At 72.6% G+C, this 24253-nt stretch carries 25 protein-coding genes and 1 pseudogene; 16 read left to right on the top strand and 10 right to left on the bottom strand.

The features are described from left to right. Window positions 1-242 precede the first annotated feature (242 nt). Window positions 243-1271 (top strand): alpha/beta hydrolase family protein, encoded by a 1029-nt coding sequence (locus tag OP18_RS35200; protein ID WP_052387799.1) that lies wholly within the window; start codon window positions 243-245, stop codon window positions 1269-1271. Window positions 1272-1326: 55 nt separating this feature from the next. On the opposite strand, the gene OP18_RS58825 is transcribed toward OP18_RS35200, so the two are convergent. The 3 genes from OP18_RS58825 to OP18_RS35185 are packed head-to-tail and all read right to left on the bottom strand — an operon-like array spanning window position 1327 to window position 4204. Continuing rightward, window positions 1327-1653: an STAS domain-containing protein gene (locus OP18_RS58825; protein WP_033363459.1), complete on the bottom strand. Its 327-nt coding sequence runs from the start codon at window positions 1651-1653 to the stop codon at window positions 1327-1329. Between the two features lie 32 nt (window positions 1654-1685). Then, window positions 1686-2936 carry an MFS transporter gene (locus tag OP18_RS35190; RefSeq protein WP_033363458.1) on the bottom strand — a complete coding sequence of 417 codons (1251 nt, stop codon included), beginning with the start codon at window positions 2934-2936 and terminating at the stop codon, window positions 1686-1688. Between the two features lie 35 nt (window positions 2937-2971). Beyond that, on the bottom strand, window positions 2972-4204 hold the full coding sequence (locus tag OP18_RS35185) for an MFS transporter (RefSeq protein ID WP_052387798.1): 1233 nt from the start codon (window positions 4202-4204) through the stop codon (window positions 2972-2974). Between the two features lie 63 nt (window positions 4205-4267). Between OP18_RS35185 and OP18_RS35180 the strand changes: the two genes are divergently transcribed. Beyond that, window positions 4268-5020, top strand: coding sequence for a phosphoglyceromutase (locus OP18_RS35180; RefSeq protein WP_033363457.1), 753 nt, complete (start codon window positions 4268-4270; stop codon window positions 5018-5020). A gap of 64 nt (window positions 5021-5084) precedes the next feature. Here the strand turns inward: OP18_RS35180 and phoU are convergent, their stop codons facing one another. After that, window positions 5085-5741 (bottom strand): phosphate signaling complex protein PhoU, encoded by a 657-nt coding sequence (phoU, locus tag OP18_RS35175; protein WP_033363456.1) that lies wholly within the window; start codon window positions 5739-5741, stop codon window positions 5085-5087. Between the two features lie 193 nt (window positions 5742-5934). On the opposite strand from phoU, the gene OP18_RS35170 reads away from it, so the two are divergent. Together OP18_RS35170 and OP18_RS35165 are read left to right on the top strand one after the other, a co-directional pair. Beyond that, the gene (locus OP18_RS35170; RefSeq protein WP_081971399.1) at window positions 5935-7002 is read left to right on the top strand and encodes an ATP-binding protein; all 1068 of its coding nucleotides are present in this window, start codon (window positions 5935-5937) and stop codon (window positions 7000-7002) included. 77 nt (window positions 7003-7079) lie between these two features. Then, entirely contained in the window at window positions 7080-7763 is a 684-nt protein-coding gene (locus OP18_RS35165) for a response regulator transcription factor (RefSeq protein WP_033363455.1), read from the top strand. A gap of 120 nt (window positions 7764-7883) precedes the next feature. Here the strand turns inward: OP18_RS35165 and OP18_RS35160 are convergent, their stop codons facing one another. Beyond that, entirely contained in the window at window positions 7884-8513 is a 630-nt protein-coding gene (locus tag OP18_RS35160) for a PilZ domain-containing protein (RefSeq protein WP_033363454.1), read from the bottom strand. Between the two features lie 44 nt (window positions 8514-8557). Then, entirely contained in the window at window positions 8558-9004 is a 447-nt protein-coding gene (locus OP18_RS35155; RefSeq protein ID WP_389250110.1) for an acyltransferase, read from the bottom strand. A gap of 292 nt (window positions 9005-9296) precedes the next feature. On the opposite strand from OP18_RS35155, the gene OP18_RS35150 reads away from it, so the two are divergent. After that, window positions 9297-9509, top strand: a complete 213-nt coding sequence (locus OP18_RS35150) for a hypothetical protein (protein WP_033363453.1) — start codon at window positions 9297-9299, stop codon at window positions 9507-9509. Window positions 9510-9528: 19 nt separating this feature from the next. Here the strand turns inward: OP18_RS35150 and OP18_RS35145 are convergent, their stop codons facing one another. Then, window positions 9529-10362 (bottom strand): DUF3109 family protein, encoded by an 834-nt coding sequence (locus tag OP18_RS35145; RefSeq protein WP_052387795.1) that lies wholly within the window; start codon window positions 10360-10362, stop codon window positions 9529-9531. Between the two features lie 43 nt (window positions 10363-10405). Between OP18_RS35145 and OP18_RS35140 the strand changes: the two genes are divergently transcribed. Together OP18_RS35140 and OP18_RS35135 are read left to right on the top strand one after the other, a co-directional pair. Further along, window positions 10406-11335: a Ppx/GppA phosphatase family protein gene (locus tag OP18_RS35140; RefSeq protein WP_033363452.1), complete on the top strand. Its 930-nt coding sequence runs from the start codon at window positions 10406-10408 to the stop codon at window positions 11333-11335. A gap of 40 nt (window positions 11336-11375) precedes the next feature. After that, window positions 11376-12176 (top strand): sugar phosphate isomerase/epimerase family protein, encoded by an 801-nt coding sequence (locus OP18_RS35135; protein ID WP_033363451.1) that lies wholly within the window; start codon window positions 11376-11378, stop codon window positions 12174-12176. A 121-nt stretch (window positions 12177-12297) separates the two neighbouring features. On the opposite strand, the gene OP18_RS35130 is transcribed toward OP18_RS35135, so the two are convergent. Beyond that, window positions 12298-12498, bottom strand: coding sequence for a cold-shock protein (locus OP18_RS35130; RefSeq protein ID WP_033363450.1), 201 nt, complete (start codon window positions 12496-12498; stop codon window positions 12298-12300). A 202-nt stretch (window positions 12499-12700) separates the two neighbouring features. Next, window positions 12701-13288: a CGNR zinc finger domain-containing protein gene (locus OP18_RS35125; RefSeq protein WP_052387794.1), complete on the bottom strand. Its 588-nt coding sequence runs from the start codon at window positions 13286-13288 to the stop codon at window positions 12701-12703. A gap of 78 nt (window positions 13289-13366) precedes the next feature. Between OP18_RS35125 and OP18_RS35120 the strand changes: the two genes are divergently transcribed. The 9 genes and pseudogenes from OP18_RS35120 (at window position 13367) to OP18_RS35085 (ending at window position 22403) form a co-directional block, all read left to right on the top strand. Beyond that, window positions 13367-14287 carry a proline dehydrogenase family protein gene (locus OP18_RS35120; protein ID WP_033363449.1) on the top strand — a complete coding sequence of 307 codons (921 nt, stop codon included), beginning with the start codon at window positions 13367-13369 and terminating at the stop codon, window positions 14285-14287. Between the two features lie 88 nt (window positions 14288-14375). Next, window positions 14376-16307: a hypothetical protein gene (locus OP18_RS35115; protein ID WP_156090019.1), complete on the top strand. Its 1932-nt coding sequence runs from the start codon at window positions 14376-14378 to the stop codon at window positions 16305-16307. A gap of 35 nt (window positions 16308-16342) precedes the next feature. Further along, complete coding sequence (locus OP18_RS35110; protein WP_033363447.1) at window positions 16343-17701, top strand: efflux RND transporter periplasmic adaptor subunit; 1359 nt, start codon at window positions 16343-16345, stop codon at window positions 17699-17701. Beyond that, window positions 17698-18369: pseudogene (locus OP18_RS35105) on the top strand (ABC transporter ATP-binding protein); the annotation flags it as partial. The gene OP18_RS35110 and the pseudogene OP18_RS35105, both read left to right, overlap by 4 nt. Further along, on the top strand, window positions 18369-19553 hold the full coding sequence (locus tag OP18_RS35100) for an ABC transporter permease (RefSeq protein ID WP_033363445.1): 1185 nt from the start codon (window positions 18369-18371) through the stop codon (window positions 19551-19553). The pseudogene OP18_RS35105 and the gene OP18_RS35100, both read left to right, overlap by 1 nt. 129 nt (window positions 19554-19682) lie before the next feature. Then, on the top strand, window positions 19683-19898 hold the full coding sequence (locus OP18_RS35095) for a helix-turn-helix domain-containing protein (RefSeq protein ID WP_033363444.1): 216 nt from the start codon (window positions 19683-19685) through the stop codon (window positions 19896-19898). Window positions 19899-20020: 122 nt separating this feature from the next. Beyond that, window positions 20021-20122: a 30S ribosomal protein bS22 gene (locus OP18_RS55865; RefSeq protein ID WP_007465623.1), complete on the top strand. Its 102-nt coding sequence runs from the start codon at window positions 20021-20023 to the stop codon at window positions 20120-20122. Between the two features lie 245 nt (window positions 20123-20367). Further along, on the top strand, window positions 20368-21423 hold the full coding sequence (locus OP18_RS35090) for an NAD-dependent epimerase/dehydratase family protein (protein WP_033363443.1): 1056 nt from the start codon (window positions 20368-20370) through the stop codon (window positions 21421-21423). Next, window positions 21420-22403: a lysophospholipid acyltransferase family protein gene (locus tag OP18_RS35085; protein WP_081971378.1), complete on the top strand. Its 984-nt coding sequence runs from the start codon at window positions 21420-21422 to the stop codon at window positions 22401-22403. The genes OP18_RS35090 and OP18_RS35085 overlap by 4 nt, the downstream gene beginning before the upstream one ends. 754 nt (window positions 22404-23157) lie before the next feature. On the opposite strand, the gene OP18_RS35080 is transcribed toward OP18_RS35085, so the two are convergent. Continuing rightward, window positions 23158-24060, bottom strand: coding sequence for an HAD family hydrolase (locus OP18_RS35080; RefSeq protein ID WP_081971377.1), 903 nt, complete (start codon window positions 24058-24060; stop codon window positions 23158-23160). Between the last annotated feature and the right edge of the window lie 193 nt (window positions 24061-24253).

The raw sequence follows: 24253 nt of genomic DNA, 5'->3' as shown, positions 1-24253 counted from the left end.
GGATCCGGCGATTCCTGAAGTTGGGGAGCGACGGGGGTGTTTCTGGGCCGGTCACGGCCCACTCGCGGTGGTCTGTCCGGGCGGGGCGACCATCGCAACCGGCGGCACCGCGCGGTCGAAAGACCGCAGCAGAGCGGGTGGTCGTGGACTGGGGGTGCACGCCACCCGCTGCCGCCGGCACGAGCCCCAAATTTAAGCCATGCGTAAAGACGCCCGGGTCCACAAAGCCGTATTTTCCTCGCATGCGGATGCGGGGTGCGGTCGCCGGTTGCCTGCTCGTCGTCGCGCTGGCCGGCTGTGGCGGCAAGACCGGCGCCGCCGGGCCGCAGTCTGACGTCGCCGCGACCGGGGTGGCCGAGTCCGCCGACGCCTCCACGGGCGCCGACGCGGCCGCGCTCGGTGCCGCCGGGGCCACGCCGTCGGCGTCGGCGTCGAAGAGCGCCGCGCCGCCCGCGGTCAAGGCGCCCACCCAGACCTTCGCCGTCGGGGTCAGCCAGTTCACGTTCACCCGTGCCGGGCGGACCCTGCGTACCCTGGTCCTCTACCCCGCGACCGGCTCGGCCGGCGGCTCGCCGAAGAGCGGCGCGGCCGTCGCCGCCGGCCGGTTCCCGCTGGTCCTGTGGAGCCACGGCCTGCACGGCTCGCCCGAGGGCTACCAGGGCGTGACCGCGAAGATCGCCGCGGCCGGGTTCGTCGTGGCGGCGCCGGCGTACCCGTTCACGAACGACAAGGCGAACCCGTTCAACCAGAGCGACATGGGCAACCAGCCCGCCGACGCCTCCGCCGTGATCACCGAGGTGCTCAAGCTCGACACGAAGGCGGGCGCGCCGCTCGCCGGGCACATCGAGACCGGCCGGGTCGCCGCCGGCGGGCACTCCGCGGGCGGCTACACCACCGCCGGCATGCTGTCCGGCTCGGGCCGCGACAGCCGGCTCAAGGGCGGCGTCATCGTGTCGGGCGGCAGCATGGGCGGCAAGCTCAGCGGCGCGGCCACGCCCGTGCTGTTCGTCCACGGCGACGCCGACGCCACGGTGCCCTACAGCAGCGGCCGCTCCCTGTACGACGCCTGCACCTGGCCGAAGGCGTTCCTGACGCTGCTCAACGGCGACCACGGCGGCGGGCTGTTCGGCTCGGCCCCGGCCAACCAGGCGGTGTCCAGGACGATGCTGGACTTCCTGCGGTACACCCTCTACGGCGACGGCGCGGCGAAGGGCCGGCTGCGCACCGACGCCACCGTCAGCGGCGCCGCCAAGTACGACGGCACCCTGTAGCGGCGCGCGGACCTCAGCCGGTGCCGGCCAGCACTCAGCCGGTGGCGGCCGGCGCTCAGCCGGTGCCGGCCAACGCGAACACGTCCAGCAGCCCGGTCAGGCGCAGCTGCGCGTAGGCGAGGGGCCGCGGGTTGCTCAGCCGCAGCGCGCAGCCGGTGTCCTGGGCCAGCTTCCAGCAGCTCACCAGCGCGCCGATGCCGGCCGAGTCGAGCACCGACACGCCCGCCAGGTCGAGTTCGAGCGTCTGCGGGTGAAACGTCGGCAGCACCGCCCGCACGGCCAGGACCAGCTGGTCGCGGGTGGCCAGGTCCAGCTCCCCGTCGAGCCGGACGATGACCGTGCCGGGGTCCGGCGCCTCGAGCCTCGCCGACAGACCGTCCACTGCTCGCCCCCTGTCACGTCGGAGGGCGGCGTCTACCCCGTGGCGGGCACTTCTAACCTGTGGTGTTCCTGCTGCCGGAGCCGGGCGGCGCGGCGCTCCCGGGCCGGCTGGATCAGCAGGTGCCCGGCCGCGGCGAGCAGGCCCAGGCCGCCGCAGATGACCCAGTGCCAGTCGCCGAGGAACTCCAGGCCGGCGCCGCCGGCGGCGGGCGCGATGAAGCTCGCCGCCGGGAAGACGAGGTAGAAGACGCTCTGGTACCGGCCGCGCAGCGCCTCCGGCGACAGCTCCGCGATGACGGCCGCGTTCGGCGGCGCGGCGAGCATCGACCCGACCGTCCACACCGTGGCGGCGAGCAGGTAGCCGGGCACGTCGTCGGCGAGCGCCACGCAGGCGAACCCGAGGCCGAGGAACACGTTGGCGACGGCGAGGGTGGTGCCCTTGCGCCACCGGTCGATGAGCTTCGGCACGAACAGCTGCCCGGCGACGATGAGCAGGCCGGCGTATGCGACGACCGAGCCGTACACGGTGGGGCGCAGCCCGTCGGCGGTGATCGCCAGCGGCAGGATCGTCGAGGTCTGCAGCGTGACGACGGCCAGGAGCAGGCTCAGCCCGACGAACGACACGAACGCCCGGTCGGTCAGCGCCGTGTGCAGCCCGCCCCGCGGCTCCCCGCCGGCCGAGCCGTTCCCGGCGGGGCCGATGGCGGGCCTGGTCTCGCGGACCTTCCACAGCAGCAGCACCGCGGTGACCAGGGTGCCGGCCGCGTCGACGGTGAACAGCAGGGTGAAGCTGACCTCGGCGAGCAGCCCGGCGAGCAGCGACGCCGCCGCCATGCCCAGGTTGAACGCCCAGAACTGCAGGTTGAACGCCCGGCTGCGGTCCGCCGCGGGCACCACGTCGACGATCGCGGCGACGAACGCGGGGCCGGGCATCGAGTGCATGAGGCCGAGCAGCGCGGCGAGGGCCGCGATCACCGGGACCCGCTCGGTCACCGCCAGCCCGCCGAGGAACACCACGGCGCCGAAGTGGGCGAGCAGGAGCGTCGGCCGGCGCCCCCACCGGTCGGCGAGCACGCCGCCGAGCAGGACCCCGGCCATGCCGCCGACGCCGTAGAGGCCCACGACGAGCCCCGCGGCGCTGGGCTTCAGGTCACGTTCGGAGGTCAGGTACAGGGAGAGCACCAGCGCGACGAACCCGCCGACCCGGTTGATCAGCATGCCCGTCCAGAGCAGCCAGTACATCCTGGGCAGTCCACCGATCGTGGACCGGTACCAGTCGCGCACGGTGGTTCTCCAGCAATGGTTAACGTTATTAACAGTTAGATCCTAGCCAGCTCGTCCCCGGTCTCGGCGGCGGCCGTCAGCTCGGCCACCCGGCGCTCCCGGGCCGGCACCGCGAGCAGGCTCCACGCCGCCGCGACCAGCGCCAGCCCCAGGCAGCCCAGCCACAGCGCGGTGTTGCCCGCCAGGTCGCGCACCGCGCCGCCCAGCGTCGGCGCCAGGAACGAGGCCGCCTGCCACGACAGGCTGTAGGCGCCCTGGTAGCGGCCGCGCATGTCGACCGGGGACAGCCCGGCCAGCAGCGCCGCGTTTGACGGGGCGTGCAGCATCTCGCCCGCGGTCCACAGCAGCACGGTCGCGCCGTACCAGGCCGGGACGTGCGCCAGTGCGGTCAGCCCGAAGCCGAGCCCGACGACCACCGCGGCGACCGGCGCGACCAGCGCCTCGCGGCGGGTCGCGAGCAGCCGGGTGACCAGGGGCTGGCCGATCACGATGAGCACCCCGTTGAGCGCGATCACCACGCCGAACGTCCGCGGGCTCAGCCCGTCGTCGATCATCGCGAGCGGCAGCATCGCCATGTGCTGCAGCAGCACCAGCGCGACGAGCAGGTTGCAGGCGACGAAGCCGAGGAACACCCGGTCCCGGCCGAGCACCGCCGACGCGGAGCGCCCCGGGCCCCCGCCGGCGGTGGCCGGCAGCGTGGGCCTGGTCTCGCGGGTCTTCACGGCCAGGAGCACCGCCGCGGCGGCCGTCGTCGCGGCGTCGGCGAGGAACAGCGTCAGGTACCCGCTGCCCGCGGCGAACCCGGCGAGGATCGCCGCGGTCGCGAAGCCGAGGTTGATCGCCCAGAAGTACACGGAGAACGCCCGGCCGCGGTCGGCGGCCGGCACCAGGTCGGCGATCATCGCGCCCAGTGGCGGGCGGGCGCCCTCCGCGGCCATGCCCAGCGCCAGCGCCCCCGCCATGATCGCCGGGGCGCTGTGCGCGAGGCCGAGCACCACCATGAGCGCCGACGCCGCCGTCATCGTCAGCAGGACCGTCGGCCGGCGCCCCCACCGGTCGGTCAGCTGGCCGGCGACGGTGACGCCGATCGCACCGCCGAGCCCGTAGAGCCCGAGGACCAGCCCCGCCATCGCCTCGCTGAACCCCCGCTCGGCGGTGAGGTAGATGGTCAGGAAGATCCCGACGAATCCGCCCGCCCGGTTGACCAGCGTCGCGGTCCACACGATCCAGAACTGCGACGGCAACTTGCTCGGTAAGTAGCGAGGCACGTCCGCATCCTTACATCGGAGGTCCGGTGCTGTCGAAGTGATTCCGTGCGGGAAGATGGCGGCATGAGTGAAGTCGGGACACTGGTGCTCTTGCGGCACGGTGAGAGCGAGTGGAACGCCAAGAACCTGTTCACCGGCTGGGTCGACGTGGACCTCAGCGCCCAAGGAGAGGCCGAGGCCCGCAGGGGCGGCGAGCTGCTCCGTGAGTCCGGTCTGCTGCCGGATGTGGTGCACACGTCAGTGCTGCGCCGTGCCATCCGCACCAGTGAGATCGCCCTGCACGCCGCCGACCGGCACTGGATCCCGGTGCAGCGCAGCTGGCGGCTCAACGAGCGGCACTACGGTGCCCTGCAGGGCAAGAACAAGAAGCAGACGCTCGAGGAGTTCGGCGAGGAGCAGTTCATGCTCTGGCGCCGCTCCTACGACGTGCCGCCGCCGCCGATCGCCGACGACGACGAGTGGTCGCAGGTCGCCGACCCGCGCTACGCGAAGCTGCCGCCGGACGTGCGCCCGCGCACGGAGTGCCTGAAGGACGTCGTGCAGCGCATGCTGCCGTACTGGTACGACCAGATCGTGCCGCAGCTGCTGGCCGGCGCCACGGTGCTCGTGGCGGCCCACGGCAACTCGCTGCGGGCCCTGGTGAAGCACCTCGACGGCATCTCCGACGAGGCCATCGCCAAGCTCAACATCCCCACCGGCATCCCGCTGCGCTACGACCTGGACGCCGCGCTGCGGCCGGTCACCGCCGGCGGCACCTACCTGGACCCGGAGGCGGCCAAGGAGGCCGCGGCCGCGGTCGCCAACCAGGGCCGGTAACCAGGGCCGGTAACCGGACGAACGGGAGAGGGGCCCCGCGTGCGCGGGGCCCCTCTTCGCGTGCTCAGGCGTGGGCGGTGTCGAACGCCTCACCCGTGACGAGGAAGACCACGTGCCGGCCGGCGTTGACGGCGTGGTCGGCGTAGCGCTCGTAGAAGCGGCCGAGCAGCGCGGTGTCGACCGCCGCCTGGGTGCTCTCGGTCCAGTCCGGGCCGAACATGGTCTCGAACAGGCTGGTGTGCAGCCGGTCCATCTCGTCGTCGTCGCGGTCCAGCTGCCCGGCGGCGACCACGTCGAGCTCGGAGATGGTCCGGGAGATCTTGCCGGCGATCCGGTCGGCGACCGCGCCCATCTGCTCGAACGTCGCGGTCAGCGGGGCCGGCACGGCCAGCTCCGGCAGCCGCCGCAGCGCCGTCTTCGCGACATGGTCGGCGAGGTCGCCCATGCGCTCGAGGTCGGCCGCGAGGTGCAGCGCGGTCAGCACCACCCGCAGGTCGGAGGCGACCGGGGCCTGACGGGCGCACAGGTCGTACACCTTGTCCTCGACGAGGCGGTAGAGGGCGTCCACCTCCGCGTCGCGGGCCACGACCTCCTCGGCCTCGGACTGGTCGGCGTTGAGCAGGGCCTTCGTGGCCCGGCTCATGGCGCTGCGCACAGCGTCCGCCATGGACACCAGTAAGCGGTTGACCTGCAGCAGGTCAGCACGGTATTCGTCGCGCATGGTTCTCCTATCGTGGTGTCCATCACGGTAGGTCCCGGGCCGGGGCATCCGGTGAACATCGTCCCGCCGCTGGGTGAACACTGGGTGATGTGAGCCCGTTTCGTGCCCTCGACCACCGTCCGTCGGGTACACGACCTCCTACCATCAGGTCGTGGAGTGGAAGTTCCGCCAGTCGAAGGCCGATGGCGCGGCGATGACCGAGATCCTCGACGCGCTGCTCGTCGGCGTCGTGGTCCTCGACGACGCCGACCGGCCGGTCCTGGCCAACGCGGCGGCCCGCGAGATGGGCCTCGTCCGGCAGCGCCAGGGCGTGGGGGAGGAGGCGCACACGATCGTGCGCACCCTCGCCGGCCAGGTGCGCCGCAGCGGGGTGACCAGAGTCGTCGAGCTGGACCTGCCGCGGCTCACCCCCGGCGACCCGCTCGGCGTCAACGTGCGCGCGGTCGCGCTCGACGGCGGCCGGGTCGCGGTCGAGGCCGCCGACGTCACCGAGGCGCACCGGGTCGCCCGGGTCCGCCGCGACTTCGTCGCCAACGTCAGCCACGAGCTCAAGACGCCCGTCGGGGCGCTGCAGCTGCTCGCCGAGGCGCTGCTGGACGCGACCGACAAGGACCCGGCGGCCGCGATCCGCTTCGCGGAGCGGATCAAGCACGAGTCGGCGCGGCTCGGCCGGCTCGTCTCGGAGCTGCTGGAGCTGTCCCGCCTGCAGGGCGCCGAGCCGCTGCCCGAGCCGGAGCCGGTCGAGGTCGACAAGATCGTCGCCGAGGTGCTGGACCGCACGAAGACGCCCGGCACGGCCAAGAGCATCGACGTCGTGGCGCGGGGCCCCCGCGGCCTGACCGTCTACGGCAGCGAGAACCAGCTCGTCACCGCCGTGGTCAACCTGGTGGAGAACGCGATCGCGTACTCGCCGGAGTCCACCACGGTCACGATCGCGACCAGCCGCTCGGCGGCGGAGACCGGCACCGACGCCGGGCACATCGAGATCGCCGTCACCGACCAGGGCATCGGCATCGAGCCCCGGGACATCGACCGGATCTTCGAACGGTTCTACCGGGCCGACCGGGCCCGCTCCCGGGCGACCGGCGGCACCGGCCTCGGCCTGGCGATCGTCAAGCACATCGCCACCAATCACGGCGGCCAGGTCGACGTGGTCAGCACCGTCGGAGTTGGCTCGACGTTCACCTTGCGGCTGCCCGCGCGTCCGACGGAGGCCGCGATGGCGCTACCGCCGTCCGTTGAGATCGGAGGCACCCCATGATTGTGACCCAATCGCAACATCTGACCCGCGGTTCGCAGCGCAGTGCGGTTCCCCGGCAGGCACGAAAGGACAGCACGTTGGCGCGCGTACTCGTGGTCGAGGACGAAGAGTCCATCTCTGACCCGTTGTCGTACATGCTCCGCCGGGAAGGCTTCGAGGTCTCCATCGCGGCGACCGGCACCGAGGCCCTCACCGAGTTCGACCGCACCGGGGCGGACATCGTCCTGCTCGACCTGATGCTGCCGGAGATGTCCGGCACCGAGGTCTGCCGCCAGATGCGGACCAAGTCCAACGTGCCGATCATCATGATCACCGCACGGGACAGCGAGATCGACAAGGTCGTCGGCCTGGAGATCGGCGCCGACGACTACGTCACGAAGCCCTACTCGCCCCGTGAGCTGGTCGCCCGCATCCGCGCCGTGCTGCGCCGGCAGGTCGACGCCGTCAGCGAGCTCGCCCCGCCGACCCTGTCCGCCGGCCCGGTCCGCATGGACGTCGACCGGCACGTGGTGACGGTCGCCGGCGACGCCGTGCAGCTGCCGCTGAAGGAGTTCGAGCTGCTCGAGCTGCTGCTGCGCAACGCCGGCCGGGTCCTCACCCGCGGCCAGCTCATCGACCGCGTCTGGGGCGCCGACTACGTCGGTGACACCAAGACCCTCGACGTGCACGTCAAGCGGCTGCGTTCGAAGATCGAGCCGGAGCCCTCGGCGCCGCGCTTCATCGTCACCGTGCGCGGCCTGGGCTACAAGTTCGAGCCCTAGGCTGTTCCTAGCTGCCCCACCGCAAGCGGCGGGTCCCGCGCGGGGGGTCCCACCCCGCGGGCCCCCCATGCGCCGCTGCGCGACGCACTCAAGCTGTTTCCGGCCGGCCAGCGGCTAGCTTCAGCCGGCGTTCGCCACCGACTCGCGGGCCCTGCGGCGCTCCTCCATCTCGCGCCGCAGGACGTAGCCGCGGATCGCGCGACCCGTCAGCTCCGTCGTCTCGTACGTGATGATCACGTCGAACGCGCCGTTCTCCGGGTCGCGGCGCACGAACAGCACCGTGCCGCGCAACGCGATCGTCTCGTCGTCGAGCGCGATCCGCAGGTCGACCCGGTCGTCGCGGTCGAAGCGGTCCTCGTGCATCCGGCACCGCACCCCGCCCTCGGACAGGTCGATGACCCGCCCGGCGAACGCGGTGCCGTCCTTGGACACCTCGACGCCTTCACCGCCGCCGCCGCGCACGTAGTTGCGCCGCGTCTGCAGCCGCACCGACCCGACGGCCTCCAGCGACCAGCGCGGCGGCTGCTCCTTGCCCAGCTCGACCAGCCGCACGTCGACCGCCTGCCGGCGGTCGCCGGCCACCCAGGCCAGCTCGACGGAGCTGCCGACCTTCGGCATGTCGGCGCCGTTCACACCGAACGGCGCCGCGACGGTCAGCCGCTTGCCGACGACGTCCTCGACGCGGGACTGATAGGCCTCGCCGTCCATCAGCACCACGTCGACCAGCGCGTTGATCGCGGGCAGAGTCACATCCCCAGGTTCGGCCGATCACCCGCCGACTTGAGGTGGACGTGTTACGAGTCCAGTGCCTCACGCCACTCGTACGGCCGGGCGTAGTGCCCCGGGGCGCACAGCAGCTCCGACGTCTTGCGCTTCTCCCGGGCCGGGCTGCCCGCCACCACGGTGTCCGGCGCCACGTCCCGGGTCACCACCGACCCGGCGCCGACCAGCGCCCGGGCACCGATCCGCACGCCCGGCAGGATCGTCGCGTTGCCGCCGATGGAGGCGTCGTCCTCGACGGTGGCGCCGCCGACGCACTCGTCGTACCGCGGGCACGGCGGGTGCGGGTCGTCGGTGAAGACCACCCCGGGCCCCAGGAACACCCGGCGCCCCAGCGTCACGTTCTCCAGGAAGCAGTGCGAGTGCACCCGGCTGCCGTCGCCGATGCGGTTGCCGGGCTCCAGCACCGCGTTGGTGCCCACCGAACACCCGTCGCCGATGACGTTGTTCTCCCGGATCATCGCGCCGTGCCCGGACTGGAACCGGGCCCCGATCCGCGCCCCGGCGTAGATCACGGTCCCGGACCGGATCCTGCCGCCTGGCCCGATGATCGTCGGCAGCTCGCCGGGCGCCGCGCCGCGTGGCGGCACCCCGATCCGCGCACCGGGCTCCACCACGGTGCCCTCACCCAGCTCAACCCCGGGGAAGATCTCTTCGGTCACCGCACGAACCTATTGCACCGCGGCGGGGCCGCGGTGGCGGGTTCCCGCGTTGTCGCACACTCGACAGCCGCGGCCCGTAGCGTTTCCAGGGGTGCGCAGCTTCAACTCCGGCACCGCCGGGACGCTCATGATGCTGATCGGCGTGCTGCTCGCCGCCAGCTCGATCTGGACCGCGATCACCCGCGCCGACTGGCCCCGGGCGCTGCCCAGCATCCTCATCGGCCTGTCACTGACGGCGGTCGGCTATTCGCTGTTCGCGAGGTCCCGGCGCACCCGCCACGACGCCCACGGCGACGAGGACTGACCCGCCACCCGGGGGAGGGTCAGGCGCGGCGGGTCGGCAGGAGCGTCAACGCGACCGTCGTGGCCGGGTGGGGCGCGATCATGCCCTGCCGCGCCCGCTCCTCGCACAGCTGCGCCAGCTTCGCGTACGCCGCCTCGCCGATGAGCGCGGTCAGCTCCGCCTCGTACTCCTGGTACAGCCGCTTCGTGCCGACGTGCGCCTCCGGCGAGGACGTGCACCACCAGTGCAGGTCGTGCCCGCCCTCGCCCCAGCCGCGGCGGTCGAACTCGCCGAGCGTGGAGACGAGGACCTTGGTGCCGTCGGGCCGTTTGCGCCAGTCCTGGTCGCGGCGCACCGGCAGCTGCCAGCAGACGTCCGGCTTGTACTCCAGGGGGTGCACGCCGTCGCGGAGCGCCTGACCGTGCAGGGCGCATCCGCCGCCGCCGGGGAAGTCGGTGTCGTTCTGGAACACGCACCCGGCGCCGGGCCGCGTGGCGGTGCGCAGCGCCTTGGACTCCCCGTCGATCGTGTCCCATTCCGTGTACTGCTTGAACCCGCGCCGGTAGTGCTGCCAGTGCTCGGGCGTGAGGCGCTTCGCGGCGGCCCGGACCCGCTTCTCGTCGTCGGCGTCGGTGAAGAACGCGCCGTGCGAGCAGCAGCCCTCTTCGGGTTTGCCCTCGATGATGCCGTGGCAGCCGCGCCCGTACACGCACGTCCAGTTCGACAGCAGCCAGGTCAGGTCGGCGCGCACCAGATGGTCGGCGTCCGCGGGGTCGGAGAACTCCAGGTACTCCCTGGGGAAGTCCAGGTCGACCTCGAGGTCGCGCGGGGTGTCGGGGTCGCCGGTGCTGTCGACCGCGACATGAATCTCCATCTGACGAAGGGTACGCGGTGAACCCCGGCATTACGGTGAAGGGATGCGGCTCGGTGTGCTCGACGTCGGCTCCAACACGGTGCATCTGCTGGTGGTCGACGCCCACCACGGCGCCCATCCGTGGCCGGCGCACTCGCAGAAGGCGGAGCTGCGGCTCGCGGAGAAGATCGGCAAGGACGGCGAGCTGAGCCGGGCCGGCGCCGACAGCCTGGTCGCCGCCTGCGCCGAGGCCCGCGACGCGGCGGCGGCGCTGCAGACCGAGGACCTGCTCGCGTTCGCGACCTCGGCGGTGCGCGACGCGACCAACTCGGCCCGGGTGCTGCGCCGGGTCCGCGAGGAGACCGGCGTCGACCTGCAGGTCCTGTCCGGCGAGGCCGAGGCGATCATGACGTTCCTCGCGGTGCGCCGCTGGTTCGGCTGGTCGGCCGGGCGGCTGCTGGTCATGGACATCGGCGGCGGCTCCCTGGAGCTGGCCGGCGGCATCGACGAGGAGCCCGACGTGGCGCTGTCCGTGCCGCTCGGCGCGGGCCGGCTGACCCGGGAGCGGCTCGCCGGGGACCCGCCGACCAAGGCGTCGGTCGACGCGCTGTGCGACTACGTCGAGGCGGAGGTCGCCCGGCCGGCGAAACGGCTCATCGAGGCCGGCTGGGACCGGCCCGTCGCCACGTCGAAGACGTTCCGGACCCTGGCCCGGCTGGCCGGCGCCGCCCCGTCCAGCGCCGGGCCGCGCGCCCCGCGGAAGCTCACGAGGACGGGCCTGCACCAGGTCCTGTCGTTCATCCGCAGGATGCCGTCGACGGCCCTCGCCGAGATCGACGGGGTCAGCCCGGGCCGGGCGCACCAGATCCTCGCCGGCGCCGTCGTGGCCGAGGTCACGATGCGCAGCCTCGGCATCGACGAGATCGAGATCTGCCCGTGGGCGCTGCGCGAAGGGGTGATTCTTCGCCGGCTGGAGGTGTTGGAGTCGAGTTGATCGACAGGAGACGCTACCGGGCTGGGGCTAGCCTGGTGGAGTGAGTCCTCGAGTGCCGGTCCTGTTGTCCACCTCGTCCGTCTTCCCCGAGCCGACCGCGGCCGGATTCGAGATGGCGGCCGCCGTCGGCTACGACGGTGTCGAGGTGATGGTCTGGTCCGACGCCGTGAGCCAGGACGCGGGCGCCCTCGCCGGCCTGTCCAGGCACTACGGCGTGCCGGTCCGGTCGGTGCACGCCCCGTGCCTGATGGTGACCCAGCGGGTGTGGAGCCCCGACCCATGGGAGCGGCTGCGCCGGGCCGCGGTGCTCGCCGACACCCTCGGCGCGCCGACCGTCGTGGTGCACCCGCCATTCGCCTGGCAGCGTGACTACGCCCGGACGTTCGAGACCGGGCTGGCCCGCCTCGGCAAGGCGTTCCCCGGGATCCGGTTCGCGGTGGAGAACATGTTCCCGCTGCGCGGCGTCGGTCGGGAGTTCGTGCCGTACGCGCCGGGTTGGGACCCGACGGTCACCGGCTTCGACGCCTACACCCTGGACCTGTCGCACTGCGCGGCGTCACGCACCGACGCGCTGGGCCTCGCCGACACGATGGGCGCGGGCCTGGCCCACGTGCACCTCGGCGACGGCACCGGCAAGGGCCGCGACGAGCACCTGGTCCCCGGCCGGGGCACCCAGCCGTGCGCGGAGCTGCTGGAGTCGCTGGGGCGGCGCGGGTTCACCGGGTCGGTCGCGGTCGAGGTCGGCACCCGCAAGGCGGGCAGCCGCGCGGAGCGGGAGGCCGACCTGGCCGAGTCGCTGCGGTTCGCCCGGCAGCACCTCGCCACCCCGTCGGTCGTCTGACGGCCCGCGGCGGGCGCCCTCGAAGACCGCGACGGGCGCGTGAGGACCCCTGCGGGCGCGTGCGGACCGCAGGGAAGTAGCCCGGCACGCCGAAATGCGCGCCGGGCCGTGAAGTCGACGGTCAGATCTTGCGGACCGCTTCGGCCTGCGGACCCTTCGGGCCCTGCTTGATCTCGAACTCGACGCGCTGGTTCTCGTCGAGGCTGCGGTAGCCGTCCTCGGCGATCGCGGAGAAGTGGACGAAGACGTCGTTGCCGCCGTCGACGCTGATGAAGCCGAAGCCCTTCTCAGCGTTGAACCACTTCACGGTTCCCTGTGCCATGGTGCTGTGTCTCCTTCGTAGGGCGTTGTGATCCGGTGCGGTACCGGTGTCGACGGCCGTATACAGATGCCACGACCCAACATCGCCCTGACCCGTTCGTCCGATCATATCCGAAATTTCGGGCATGCCGGGCGCGCGGTAGAAGCGAACCACATCACGCAAGATATGCCGAAGTCGGCCGCCCCGTGGCCGTTTCGAACACTTACGCGGTGACGACCGCCCGATCCGCCTCGCCCGCACCGACCTGCGCCGGTGCCCGGGTGGCGCCCGTCTCCGCGGCCCGCTTCCGGGCACGGTGCGCCGCGACGTGTGACCGGGTCGCGCACCGCTCCGAACAGAACCGGCGGCAGCAGTTCGACGAGGTGTCCAGGTAGACGTTGCCGCAGCGCTCGTCGGCGCACACCCCGAAGCGGGCACTGCCGTGCTCGCACAGCCACACCGCCAGCCCCCACGCCGCACCGGCGAGCAGCTCGGAGCTGACCGACGAGCCGCGACCGGTGACATGCATGTGCCAGTCATGGGTGTCGTGCCCGGAGATCCGCGGCTGCATCGGATACGCCTCCAGCAGCGCGTTGAGCTCGGCGACGGCCGCGACGTCCCGGCCGGACGAACCGTGCTCGAACACCTCCCGCAGCCGCTTACGGGCGCGCCGGAACGCGATCAGGTCGCGCTCCGTCGCCTCGGCGGTCTGCCAGCTGTCCTCGCCGAACAGCGCGGCGAGATCCTGCATGCTCTCGAGCGGCGCGTTGACGATGTCGACAGCGGTCCGCGCATACGCGTCGAAGTCCACCCGACCAAGGTAGTCAAGAAATGCCACACTGGCGACCAGGCGTCACCGATGGCGGGTGGTTCTGTCTACGCTCGGCACATGCTCAGATCGGTCATCCTCGCCGCCGCCCGCTCACATCGGGTCGAGCGGATCGTTGAAACCGCCCCGGTCAGCCGGAGCATCGTTCGCCGTTTCATCGCGGGCGAGCACGCGCAGGACGCGTTACAACGCACCCGCGAGCTCGTCGCCGCCGGACTGGCCGTCACCATCGACCACCTGGGTGAGGACACCACCAACCCCCAGCAGGCCGAGGCGACCCGAGACGAATACCTGCGCCTGCTCGACGCCCTGCACGCCGCCGAGCTGACCCCCGCCGCCGAGGTGAGCCTCAAGCTCTCCGCCCTCGGCCAGGTCTTCGACGAGAAGCTCGCCTACGAGCACGCCCACGCGATCTGCGCCAAGGCGAGCGAGGCCGGCACCACCGTCACCCTCGACGCCGAGGACCACACCACCACCGATTCCACCCTGGAGGTCCTCGGCCGGCTCCGCGCCGACTTCCCGACCACCGGGGCCGTGCTGCAGTCGTACCTGCGCCGCACCGAGGCCGACTGCCGCGAGCTGGCCGTCAGCGGGTCCCGGGTGCGCCTGTGCAAGGGCGCCTACAAGGAGCCGGAGTCGGTCGCGTACCAGTCCAGGCTCGACGTCGACAAGTCGTACGTGCGCTGCCTCAACGTCCTCATGTCCGGCGCCGGCTACCCGATGCTCGCCACGCACGACCCGCGACTGGTCGCCATCGGCGAGGACCGGGCCAAGTGGTTCGACCGCAACCCCGATGAGTTCGAGTTCCAGATGCTGTACGGGGTCCGCCCCGACGAGCAGCTCAGGCTCGCCCAGCTCGGGTACACCGTGCGGGTGTACCTGCCGTACGGCACCCAGTGGTACGCGTACATGATGCGGCGCCTCGCCGAACGCCCCGCCAACCTCGGGTTCCTCGCCCGGGCGGTCACCTCGCGCGGCTAGGCGGACATAGCCGGAGGTTACGGGCTTACCCAGCATCTCGTCCGTACGGGCGACGCGGCACCTTGACCGGGTCGCGTACGTTCCGGCAGTGATGCAGGGGGATGAGTCTGACGCGACCCGCCACCCGGGACCGGACACCGCACCGGACCAGGTGGCGGATTCCGTGGCGCCCGCCCGCGCCCCGCTGCCGCAGCAACGCACCCCCGCGGACCAGCCGGTCGAGCAGGCGGTGACCCCGGCGGCGGCCCCGGCGACCTGGGTGCCGCCGGTGCTCCATCCGGCCGCTCCGCCCTCGGCGCAGACCCCGTGGCCGCCGCGACCGGCGACCTCCGCGGAGCCGGTCGCGCCGTGGCCGCCGGTCGGCCCGTTCCCACCGCGGATGGGCAACACCGGCCAGCACCCCGTCATCCGGCCCCGGACGTCCGCGGAGCACCTGCAGCCGATGCCCGGCGAGCCGGCGCAGCCCGGCCCGTTCCCGGCCGCACCACAGCAGACCGGGCCGTTCCCGGCCGCACCACAGCAGACCGGGCCGTTCCCGGCCGTGTCCCCGCAGACCGGGGCGTTCCCGGCCGGGCCGCACCTCGGCGTGCCGTCGCAGGCCGGGCCGCACATGTACCCGCCGCCCGGCCAGCCGCAGCCGCCGTACCAGGGACCGCCGTACCCGCCGCAGCAGTATCCGGGTTTCGGCGGCTACCAGCCCTACCCGCCGCCGGCACCGCCGCGGCGCTCCAGGATCACCGGGCTGCGCGCCGCGCTGCTCGTCGCCCTCGCGTTGGTGCTGGTCACGCCGCCGGCCGCGATCGCGTTCGAGACGGTGCGGCGGGAGCGGACCGCCGCCGGCACCGCCCAGGGCGTCGACCCGGGCGGCAAGAGCCCCGGCGAGACCGACGGCCGGCCCGGCGCCAGCGGCACCCCGAAGGGCTCCGCCCCGGCGTCCGTCGACGGCAAGGTCAAGCGGGCCCTCACCGACCAGGGCGCGGCACTGCTCAACGGCGACGCCGCCGGGTTCGTCGCCGCCGTCGACCCGTCCGCGGGTGCCCTGCGCGAGGACCTCACCCGGCGGTTCAACTCGCTGCGCCAGCTGCAGGTGAAGGTGTGGGAGCCGACGGTCCTGGACGCCGTCAAGGTCGCCGCCGACAACACCGCCGACGTGATCGTCTACGTCAAGTACTGCTACGTCGTCACCACCTGCGACCCGATGAACCTCGAGACGAAGACGAAGTGGAGCGTCACCGGCGACCGGGTGAGCCTGCTCGAGTTCGGCGTCGCCGAGGACCTCGGCCCCCGCCCCTGGGAACGCAGCGAGCTGCGGGTCTCCGTCGGTAAACGGGTCGTCATGGCGACCACCCCGAAGTACGCGTCGCGGCTGGGCACCATGCTCTCGGCGGCGGAGAAGGCCGCCGAGCTCGCCGACCGCTACGCGAAGTGGAGCACCCCGCCGTCCCGGTACGTCGTCTACCTCGCCGGGCCGGAGGAGTGGTCCAGCTGGTACGGCATCAAACAGGAGAGCTGGGTCGCCGGGTTCGCGCTGCCGCTCACCGCCGACGCCACCGAGATCGTGCTCAACGCCAACCGGGTCGACGTGAAGGAGACCCTGGACGTGCTGCGGCACGAGTTCACGCACGTGGTCACCCTCGCCACCGTCGAACGCGCCTACGACCAGACGTGGTGGCTCGTCGAAGGCATCGCCGAGTACGTGCGCGTGCAGGGCCTCGGCGGCCGCTTCGACGACGTCGCCTCCGTGCGCAAGTACGTGCAGAGCGGCCGCTGGAAGAACGAGATCGCCATGGACGACCCGCCGGAGGGCACCACGTCCGCCGACGTCAGCGGCCGGTACGGCGTCGCCTACCTGGCCGTCAACCGGATGGCGGAGCGCTTCGGCGAGGAGAAGATGCTCGAGTTCTTCAACCGGACCGCCCGGCAGGGTGACGCCCTGCAGGACGCCGCCGTGAAGGTCTACGGCGTCTCCTGGGACGACGTCGCCACCGACTGCGTGAAGTACGTCCGCAACCACATCTGATCGGCGTCCGTGAACGCCGTGGCAGACTTGCGGGCGTGGATCGCGTCCCCCCGCGTGTTCAGCTCCTCGTCGCCGTCCTCACCGTCTTCTCGCTCACCGGCGCCTCCTGCGGCGACGAGCAGGACGACATCGGGCTCGGCACCGCCGGCCGCGGCGACGTCGTCGAGGTCGTCGACGCCCCGGCCACCGTCACCGCGCGGGCCGCGGCGACCCTGACCGCCGCCGCCGACGGCACCCTCGCCTCGCTCACCGTCCGCCCCGGCGACACCGTGCAGGCCGGGCAGGTCCTCGCCGTCGTCGACTCCCCGTCCGCGCAGCAGCGGCTGCGCAGCGCCGAGGAGGCCCTCGACGCCCTCAAGAGCGCCGGCGGCGGGGGAGGCGGCGTCAAGAACCTCTCGGCGACGCAGAAGAAGACCGACGACGCCGCCGCGAAGGCGTTCGGCGAGGCCCGCAAGGCCGCCCAGGTCATCGCCGACAGTGGGGTCCGAGCCGGCCTGCTCGCCCAGATCGACTTCGCCGAACGGTCCTACCAGGAGGCCGCGGCGTCCGCCCGGGCCGTCATCGCCGCCGTCCAGCGCGGCCTCGCCAGCGTCACGAAGGCGATGGCGGCGCTCACCACGGCCCAGCGCAGCCAGGCGCAGGCCGCGTACGACCTGGCGAAGTCGACCGTCGACGCGCTGACCCTGCGGGCCCCCGTCGCCGGCGTCGTGCAGCTCGGCGGCACCTCCGCCGCCGCGGCACCGTCGATCACCGACCTGCTCGGCGCCGCGGCCGGCGGCCAGGCACCCGCCGCGGCCGGCGCCGCCACCGCCGCCGGGGCCGCCGCCGGCCCGGGCGTCGACCCCGCCGTCCCCGTCGGCGGCCAGGTCACCGCGGGCACCGCCATCCTCACCGTCGTCGACGTGTCCCAGCTCGGGCTCATGGCGGAGATCGACGAAACCGACGTCCTGCTCGTCCAGCCCGGCGTCACCGCCCGGGTCGAGCTCGACGCCGCACCCGGCGCCACCTACGAGGCGACCGTCACCTCCGCGGACGTGCTGCCGTCGACGTCGGCGCGCGGCGGCGTGTCGTACCGCTCCCGGCTGACCCTGACCCAGGGCACCTTCGCCGACGGCCGGCCCGCCCCGGCGCCCCGCCCCGGCATGAACGCCGTCGCGCACCTGCAGGTCCGCCAGATCCGCGACGCCGTGACCGTGCCCGCCGCGGCCGTGTTCAACGTCGGCGGCAAGGACGTCGTGTGGCTCGTCCGCGACGGGCGCGCCGTCCAGGCAACCGTCACCGTCGGCGTCGCCGGCCAGGACCGGGTCCAGGTCCTCAGCGGCGTCGCCGACGGCGACCGGGTCGTGGTCCGCGGCACCGACAAGGTCACCCAGGGCATGGACCTGCCACGATGACGGCGGCGCTCGTCGCGCGGGACGTCACCCGGGAGTACGCCCTCGACGGCGTCACCGTCCCGGCGCTGCGCGGCGTCAGCTTCACCATCGACGCCGGCGACTACGTGGCGATCATCGGCCCGTCCGGGTCGGGCAAGTCGACCCTCATGCACCTGCTCGGCGGCCTGGACCGCCCGACCACCGGCTCGCTGCGCATCGGCGGCCGCGACGTCGCCGACCTCGACCCGCAGGCCCTCGCCAAACTGCGCAACGAGACGATCGGGTTCGTCTTCCAGTCCTTCCACCTCCTCGCCCGCACCAGCGCCGTCGACAACGTGGCACTGCCGCTGGTGTACCGGGGCGTGCGGGCCGGCGAGCGGCGCCGCCGCGCGGCCGCCATGCTGGAGCGGGTCGGGCTCGCCCACCGCCTCGACCACCGCCCCAACCAGCTGTCCGGCGGCGAGCAGCAACGGGTCGCGATCGCCCGGGCCCTCGTCACCGACCCGCAGGTCCTCCTCGCCGACGAGCCGACCGGCAACCTCGACACCCGCAACGGACAGGCGGTCCTCGCCCTGCTCGAGACGCTCAACCAGGAACAGGGCGTCGCCCTCGTCATCGTCACCCACGACAACGAGGTCGCCGACCGGGCCCACCGCAAGATCGTCATGCGCGACGGCGAGATCGTGTCATGAGGTTCGCCGAGGCCTGGCGGGTCGCCATCGACGCGCTCCGCGCGAACCGGCTCCGCTCCACCCTGACCATGCTCGGCGTGATCATCGGCGTGGCCGCGGTCGTCGTGCTCGTCGCCATCGGCACCGGCACCAAACAGCAGATCGAACGGCAGGTCGAGGGCCTCGGCTCCAACCTCCTCATCGTCCTGCCCGGCCAGGTCAGCCTCGGCTCGGCGCCGTCGGTGTCACGCATGGACCTCGCCGACGTCGACGCCGTGTCGAAGATCGTCGGGGACCGCAACCGGGTCGCCGTCACCGTCGCCTCCGGCGAAACCGTCGCCGCCGGCACCGTCGACACGTTCGCCACCATCAACGGCGTCATCGAGACCACCCCGCAGGTGTTCGTGCGCAGCCTGGCCCGGGGCACGTACCTGAGCCGCAGCGACGTCGACACGCAACGCCGCGTCGCCGTCCTCGGCTGGAGCGTCGCCAAGACCCTCTTCGGCGACCGCGACGCCGTCGGCCAGCAGATCACCATCGCCGGCGTCCGCTTCCGCGTCATCGGCGTCTTCGCTCAGCTCGGGCAGAGCCTCGGCGTCGACCGCGACAACGAGGTCCACGTCCCGATCACCACCGCCCAGCGGCTCCTCGGCACCAACCGCGTCGACGGGATCGCGATCAAAGCCCCGAACCGCGCCGAGATCGACCAGCTCAGCGGCCGCATCATCGCCGAACTCGCCCGCCGCCACCCCGGCACCGAGTTCAGCGCCGTCACCCAGGAGCAGATCCTCGGCGTCCTCGGCGACATCCTCGGCGTCCTCACCGGCGTCCTCGCCGCCATCGCCGGCATCTCCCTGCTCGTCGGCGGCGTCGGCGTCTCCAACATCATGCTCGTCTCCGTCCGCGAACGGACCAAGGAGATCGGGCTGCGCAAAGCCGTCGGCGCCCGCCCCCGCGACATCGGCGTGCAGTTCCTGCTCGAAGCGGTGCTGCTCACCACCCTCGGCGGGTTCATCGGCATGGCCCTCGGCATCGGCGCCGCCCTCGCCGTCGCCGCGCTGTCCCCGGTGCCGGCCGCGATCACCTGGTGGTCGCTCGCCCTCGCCTTCGGCGTCTCCGCGGCCGTCGGCATCATCTTCGGCGTCGTCCCGGCCCAACGCGCCGGACGCCTCGACCCGGTCGTCGCCCTGCGGACCGAGTGACCCGGCGGCGACTTGACCTTGAGGAGGAAAGAATCCGACGAAGCCAAGGCGCAAGTCACAGCAGTACCGTTACCGTACTGATAACACGCTGATTCATCAGCTCGGCGCGCACGCTGGTCGGAGGTCGCGATGTCTAGCACGCCACACACCACCGAAGGCCGGTTGGGCGAGGTCAGGTTTCTCACGGTCGCCGAGGTGGCCACCCTGATGCGGGTGTCCAAAATGACTGTGTACCGCCTGGTTCACGCCGGGGACCTCACCGCCGTCCGGGTGGGCCGGTCGTTCCGGGTGCCGGAGCACGCAGTCGACGCATACCTGCGCGAAGCGTTCCGCGAGACGGCCTGACCGCGACCACCGGTGGGCCCGCTTTTCCGATCGCGCGGGGGTGCGGCTACGCTGGAGCCGCTAACCATGTCTTCGGCGTGCCAGCGATGGCACGCGTTCCGCTGTTTCGAGGAGATACCCGTATGGGCTCGGTGGTCAAGAAGCGCCGCAAGCGTATGGCCAAGAAGAAGCACCGCAAGCTGCTGCGCAAGACCCGCGTCCAGCGTCGTCGTCTCGGCAAGTAGCAGCGCGCCGCCGGTCCGCCCCGGTTCGCTCGCAACCACAGCAGGCACGTGAGCGGGCCGGAGCGCAGCGCAGGGCCGCTCACCATGGGCTCAGCGCTTTGGCTCAGGCCGGCGCCGGAGCGCAGCGTAGGTGACGGCGTGAGCGGGCCGGAGCGCAGCGCAGGGCCGCTCACCGCGGGCGCGGGCCGGCACCACGGGTGCGGGCCCGCTCGGCGGCGACCCCGCAGCGCAGCGGAGGTGACGGCGTGAACACGCCACGGGTCGTCCTGGTCACAGGAATCGGCCGCTATCTCGGCGCACATCTGGCCGCCCGGCTCGCCACCGATCCCCGGATCGAGCGGGTCGTCGGCATCGACAGCACGGCACCGTCCGGCGACCTCGCCACGGTGCTCAAGGGCGTCGACGTGCACCAGATCGACCTGCGCACCCCCGGGGTGCTGCGGGTGCTGGTCGACGCCCGCGTCGAGGCGGTCGCGCACCTGGCCGTGACCACCGCCGCCGACCAGCACGGCGGTCGCGCCGCGATGAAGGAACTCAACGTCATCGGCACGATGCAGCTGCTCGCCGCCTGCCAGCAGGCGTCCCGGCTGCGCAAGCTGGTGGTCCGCTCGTCGACCGCCGCCTACGGCGCGTCCTTCCGCGACCCGGCGATCTTCACCGAGGACACCGAGCCGCGGGAGATCCCACGCGGTGGCTTCGCCAAGGACGTCCTCGACATCGAGGGATACGTCCGCGGGTTCCGCCGCCGCCGTCCCGACGTCGCCGCCACCGTGCTGCGCTTCGCGCCGTTCATCGGCTCGACCGTCGACACCAGCCTCACCAGGTACTTCGCCGCGCCCGTCGTCCCGACCGTCTTCGGCCGCGACCCCCGGCTGCAGTTCCTGCACGTCGACGACGCGTTCGAGGTCCTGCACCGCTCCGTGGCCGAGTCACACCCAGGCACGTTCAACGTGGCCGGCGGCGGCACCCTCACGCTGTCGCAGGCCATCCGGCGGGCCGGCCGGGTCGCCGCCCCCGTCCTGGAGCCCGGCCTCGGCGCCGTCGCCGGCCTCGGCCGCGGCAACGTTTCACTCGACCAGCTCGACCTGTTCGTCCACGGCCGGGTGGTCGACACGAGCAGGCTCATCCGCGAGTTCGGCTTCACCCCCCGGACCACCGCCGAAGCCTTCGACGAGTTCGTCAGCAGCCGCCGCTCCGGCGAGACCCTGCCGGCCGAACGCATCCGCGCCCTCGAACAGACCCTGCTCGAAGGCTTCCGACGGACCCGTGCGGCACGCGCCGCGTTGGAGGCGGGCAAATGACCGACCCCGGTCGCTCCGACCCTGGTCTGCCTGATCCTGGTCTGCCTGATCCTGGTCTGCCTGATCCTGGTCTGCCTGATCCTGGCTTTTCCGAGCCTGCGCCGGCCGCTTCGTCCGGCACCGCCGACGACGGCGTCCCCGACGAGTGGGACGACCGGGTCGCCGGCGCGCTCGCCTTCCTCCGCGAGCGGCTCACCGGCGACTACGAGGTCGACAACTTCGGCTTCGACCGCCACCTGACCGACGGCGTGTTCCTGCCCATGCTGCGCCCCCTGTACCGGCAGTGGTTCCGCACCGAGGTCTTCGGCGTCGAACACCTGCCGAAGGAAGGCCCCGCCCTCGTCGTCGCGAACCACTCCGGCACCGTCGCCCTCGACGCTTTGATGCTGTCGGTGGCCGTACACGACGAGACCGCCGCCCGCCGCCACCTGCGCCTCCTCGGCGCCGACCTGGTCTTCCGCCTGCCGGTGCTGTCGGAGATGGCCCGCAAATCCGGCGCCACCCTGGCCTGCAACCCCGACGCCGAACGCCTCCTCGGCGAAGGCGAGCTCGTCGGCGTCTTCCCCGAAGGCTTCAAGGGCATCGGCAAGCCGTTCGCCGAGCGGTACAAGCTGCAACGCTTCGGCCGGGGCGGCTTCGTCTCCGCCGCCGTGCGCACCGGCACCCCCATCGTCCCCGTCTCCATCGTCGGCGCCGAGGAGATCTACCCCCTGATCGGCAACCTGCGGCCGCTCGCCCGCCTGCTGGGCGCCCCGTACTTCCCGGTCACCCCGACCTTCCCGTGGCTCGGCCCCCTCGGCCTGGTCCCGCTGCCGAGCAAGTGGCTGATCGAGTTCGGCGAACCCATCCCGACCGCTGACTTCGTCGACTCCGCCGACGACCCGATGGTCGTGTTCAACCTCGCCGACCAGGTCCGCGAAACCATCCAGCAGACCCTGTACAAGCTCCTCGACCGCCGCCCGGACGCTTTCTCCAGCTAGCTACGGCGAGCAGGGCGTATCACGGAACGTGTCCGCTCCGTAGATCAATTAGGATGGCTGGAGTAGGGTCTGGATGAGTCGTCGGCCCTGACCCCGGCGACCTACCTCGGGAACCCCGGCGGCCCGCCCGAACCTGGCAACCCACCCCGGAACCTGGCGGCCGGACCGAACCCGGCGGCCCGCTTTCCCGGTCCACCCCGGTGTGGCTGTCGTTCAGCGGCGATGGTCTCGTGGAACCTGGCGCCCCTGTTCAAACGTGGCACCCGCTGGCCAGAACCCGCCGAGGCCGACGGCTTGCTAGAAACTCGACGGCGCGGCCGGAAGTTGGCGGCTGGCCCGAATCGGCGGCCCGCCCCCGGGACCTGGCAGCTTGCTCGAACCGGACGGCCGGCTCGAACTTGGCGGCCCGCTCGAACCAAGTAGTCGCCCGTCTGAACCTGGCGGCCCCCGGGAACCTGGCGGCCCCCGGGAATCTGGCGGCCCCCGGGAACCTGGCGGCCCCCGGGAATCTGGCGGCCCCCGGGAACCTGGCGGCCCCCGGGAACCTGGCGTCCGCCCCGGGAACCTGGCGCCCACCCGAACTCGGCAACCGCCCGTCCGATCCGGCGGCCCGGTGGTCGGCGGCCCGGTGGTCGGCGGTCCGGTGGTCGGCGGTCCGGCGGTCGGTGGGCCCGGTGGTCGGTGGGCCAGGTGGTCGGCGGGCCAGGTGGTCGGCGGTCGAGGGGCAGGTGATCGAGCATCAGATGATCGAGGATCAGATGGTCGGCACGCGGCGGCGGCGCAGGGCGGCGGCGGTTGCTACGCCGCCCATGAGCACGCCGGTGGCGAGCGCGGCCGGTACGGCGATCTTCGCGGCCTTGCGGCCGGTGCGGAAGTCGCGGATCTCCCAGCCTCGCTTGCGGGCTTCCCGGCGGAGGGCGGGGTCGGGGTTGACGGCGACGGCGTAGCCGACGGTGGACAGCATGGGGGTGTCGTTGACCGAGTCGCTGTAGGCGGCGCAGCGCTGCAGGTCCAGGCGCTCGACCTGGGCGAGGGCGGTGATCGCGGCCGCCTTCTCGGGGCCGTGCATGAGGTCGCCGACGAGGCGGCCGGTGTAGACGCCGTCGAGGATTTCGGCGACGGTACCGATGGCGCCGGTCAGGCCGAGGCGCTGCGCGATGATGCGGCCCAGCTCGACGGGGGCGGCGGTGACGAGCCACACGCGCTGGCCGGCGTCGAGGTGGAGCTGGGCGAGGGCGCGCGTGCCGGACCAGATCCGGTCGGCCATCAGCTCGTCGAAGATCTCCTCGCAGAGGCGCTCCATGTCCTGGACCTGCCAGCCGGCGATGAACGCGAGCGCCGCGGATTTGGCGCCGGCGACGGTGCCGGCGTGTTCGGAGGCGAGGAGGCGGAAGCGGGCCTGCTGGTAGGCGAAGCGGACCAGGTCGCCGCTGGTGAAGTACTTGCGTTTGGCGAGGCCGCGGGCGAAGTAGTAGATCGACGCGCCCTGCATCATCGTGTTGTCGACGTCGAAGAAGGCGGCGGCGGAGGGGTCGGCGGGGACCTCCAGGGCGGCCTCGACCTCGGCGACGGCCCAGCCGGCCGAGGACGCCACGATGCGGCCGGACTGCCGGCGGCGCCGCAGCGCGAGCGCAGCGGTTGAAGGTCGGATCGGCATGCGCGAAAACCCCCTCTGCTTTCCCCCGGACTGACCAACGGTACCGGCATGAACAACGAGAAGGGCCCGGTGTCTGACACCGGGCCCTTCGCATGATGTTCGCTCAGTCGAACAGCCAGTCGAGCAGGCCGTGGTCCTTCGTGGGGGAAGGTGCGGGACCCTCGGTGGGGGCCGCGGGCGCGGACTCGGTCGC

It is taken from the genome of Dactylosporangium aurantiacum (assembly GCF_000716715.1).
In the GTDB taxonomy this organism is placed as follows: Bacteria; Actinomycetota; Actinomycetes; order Mycobacteriales; family Micromonosporaceae; genus Dactylosporangium; species Dactylosporangium aurantiacum.
The sequence above is the reverse complement of the archived record's forward strand: the minus strand, read 5'-3'. Positions and strand labels throughout refer to the sequence as shown.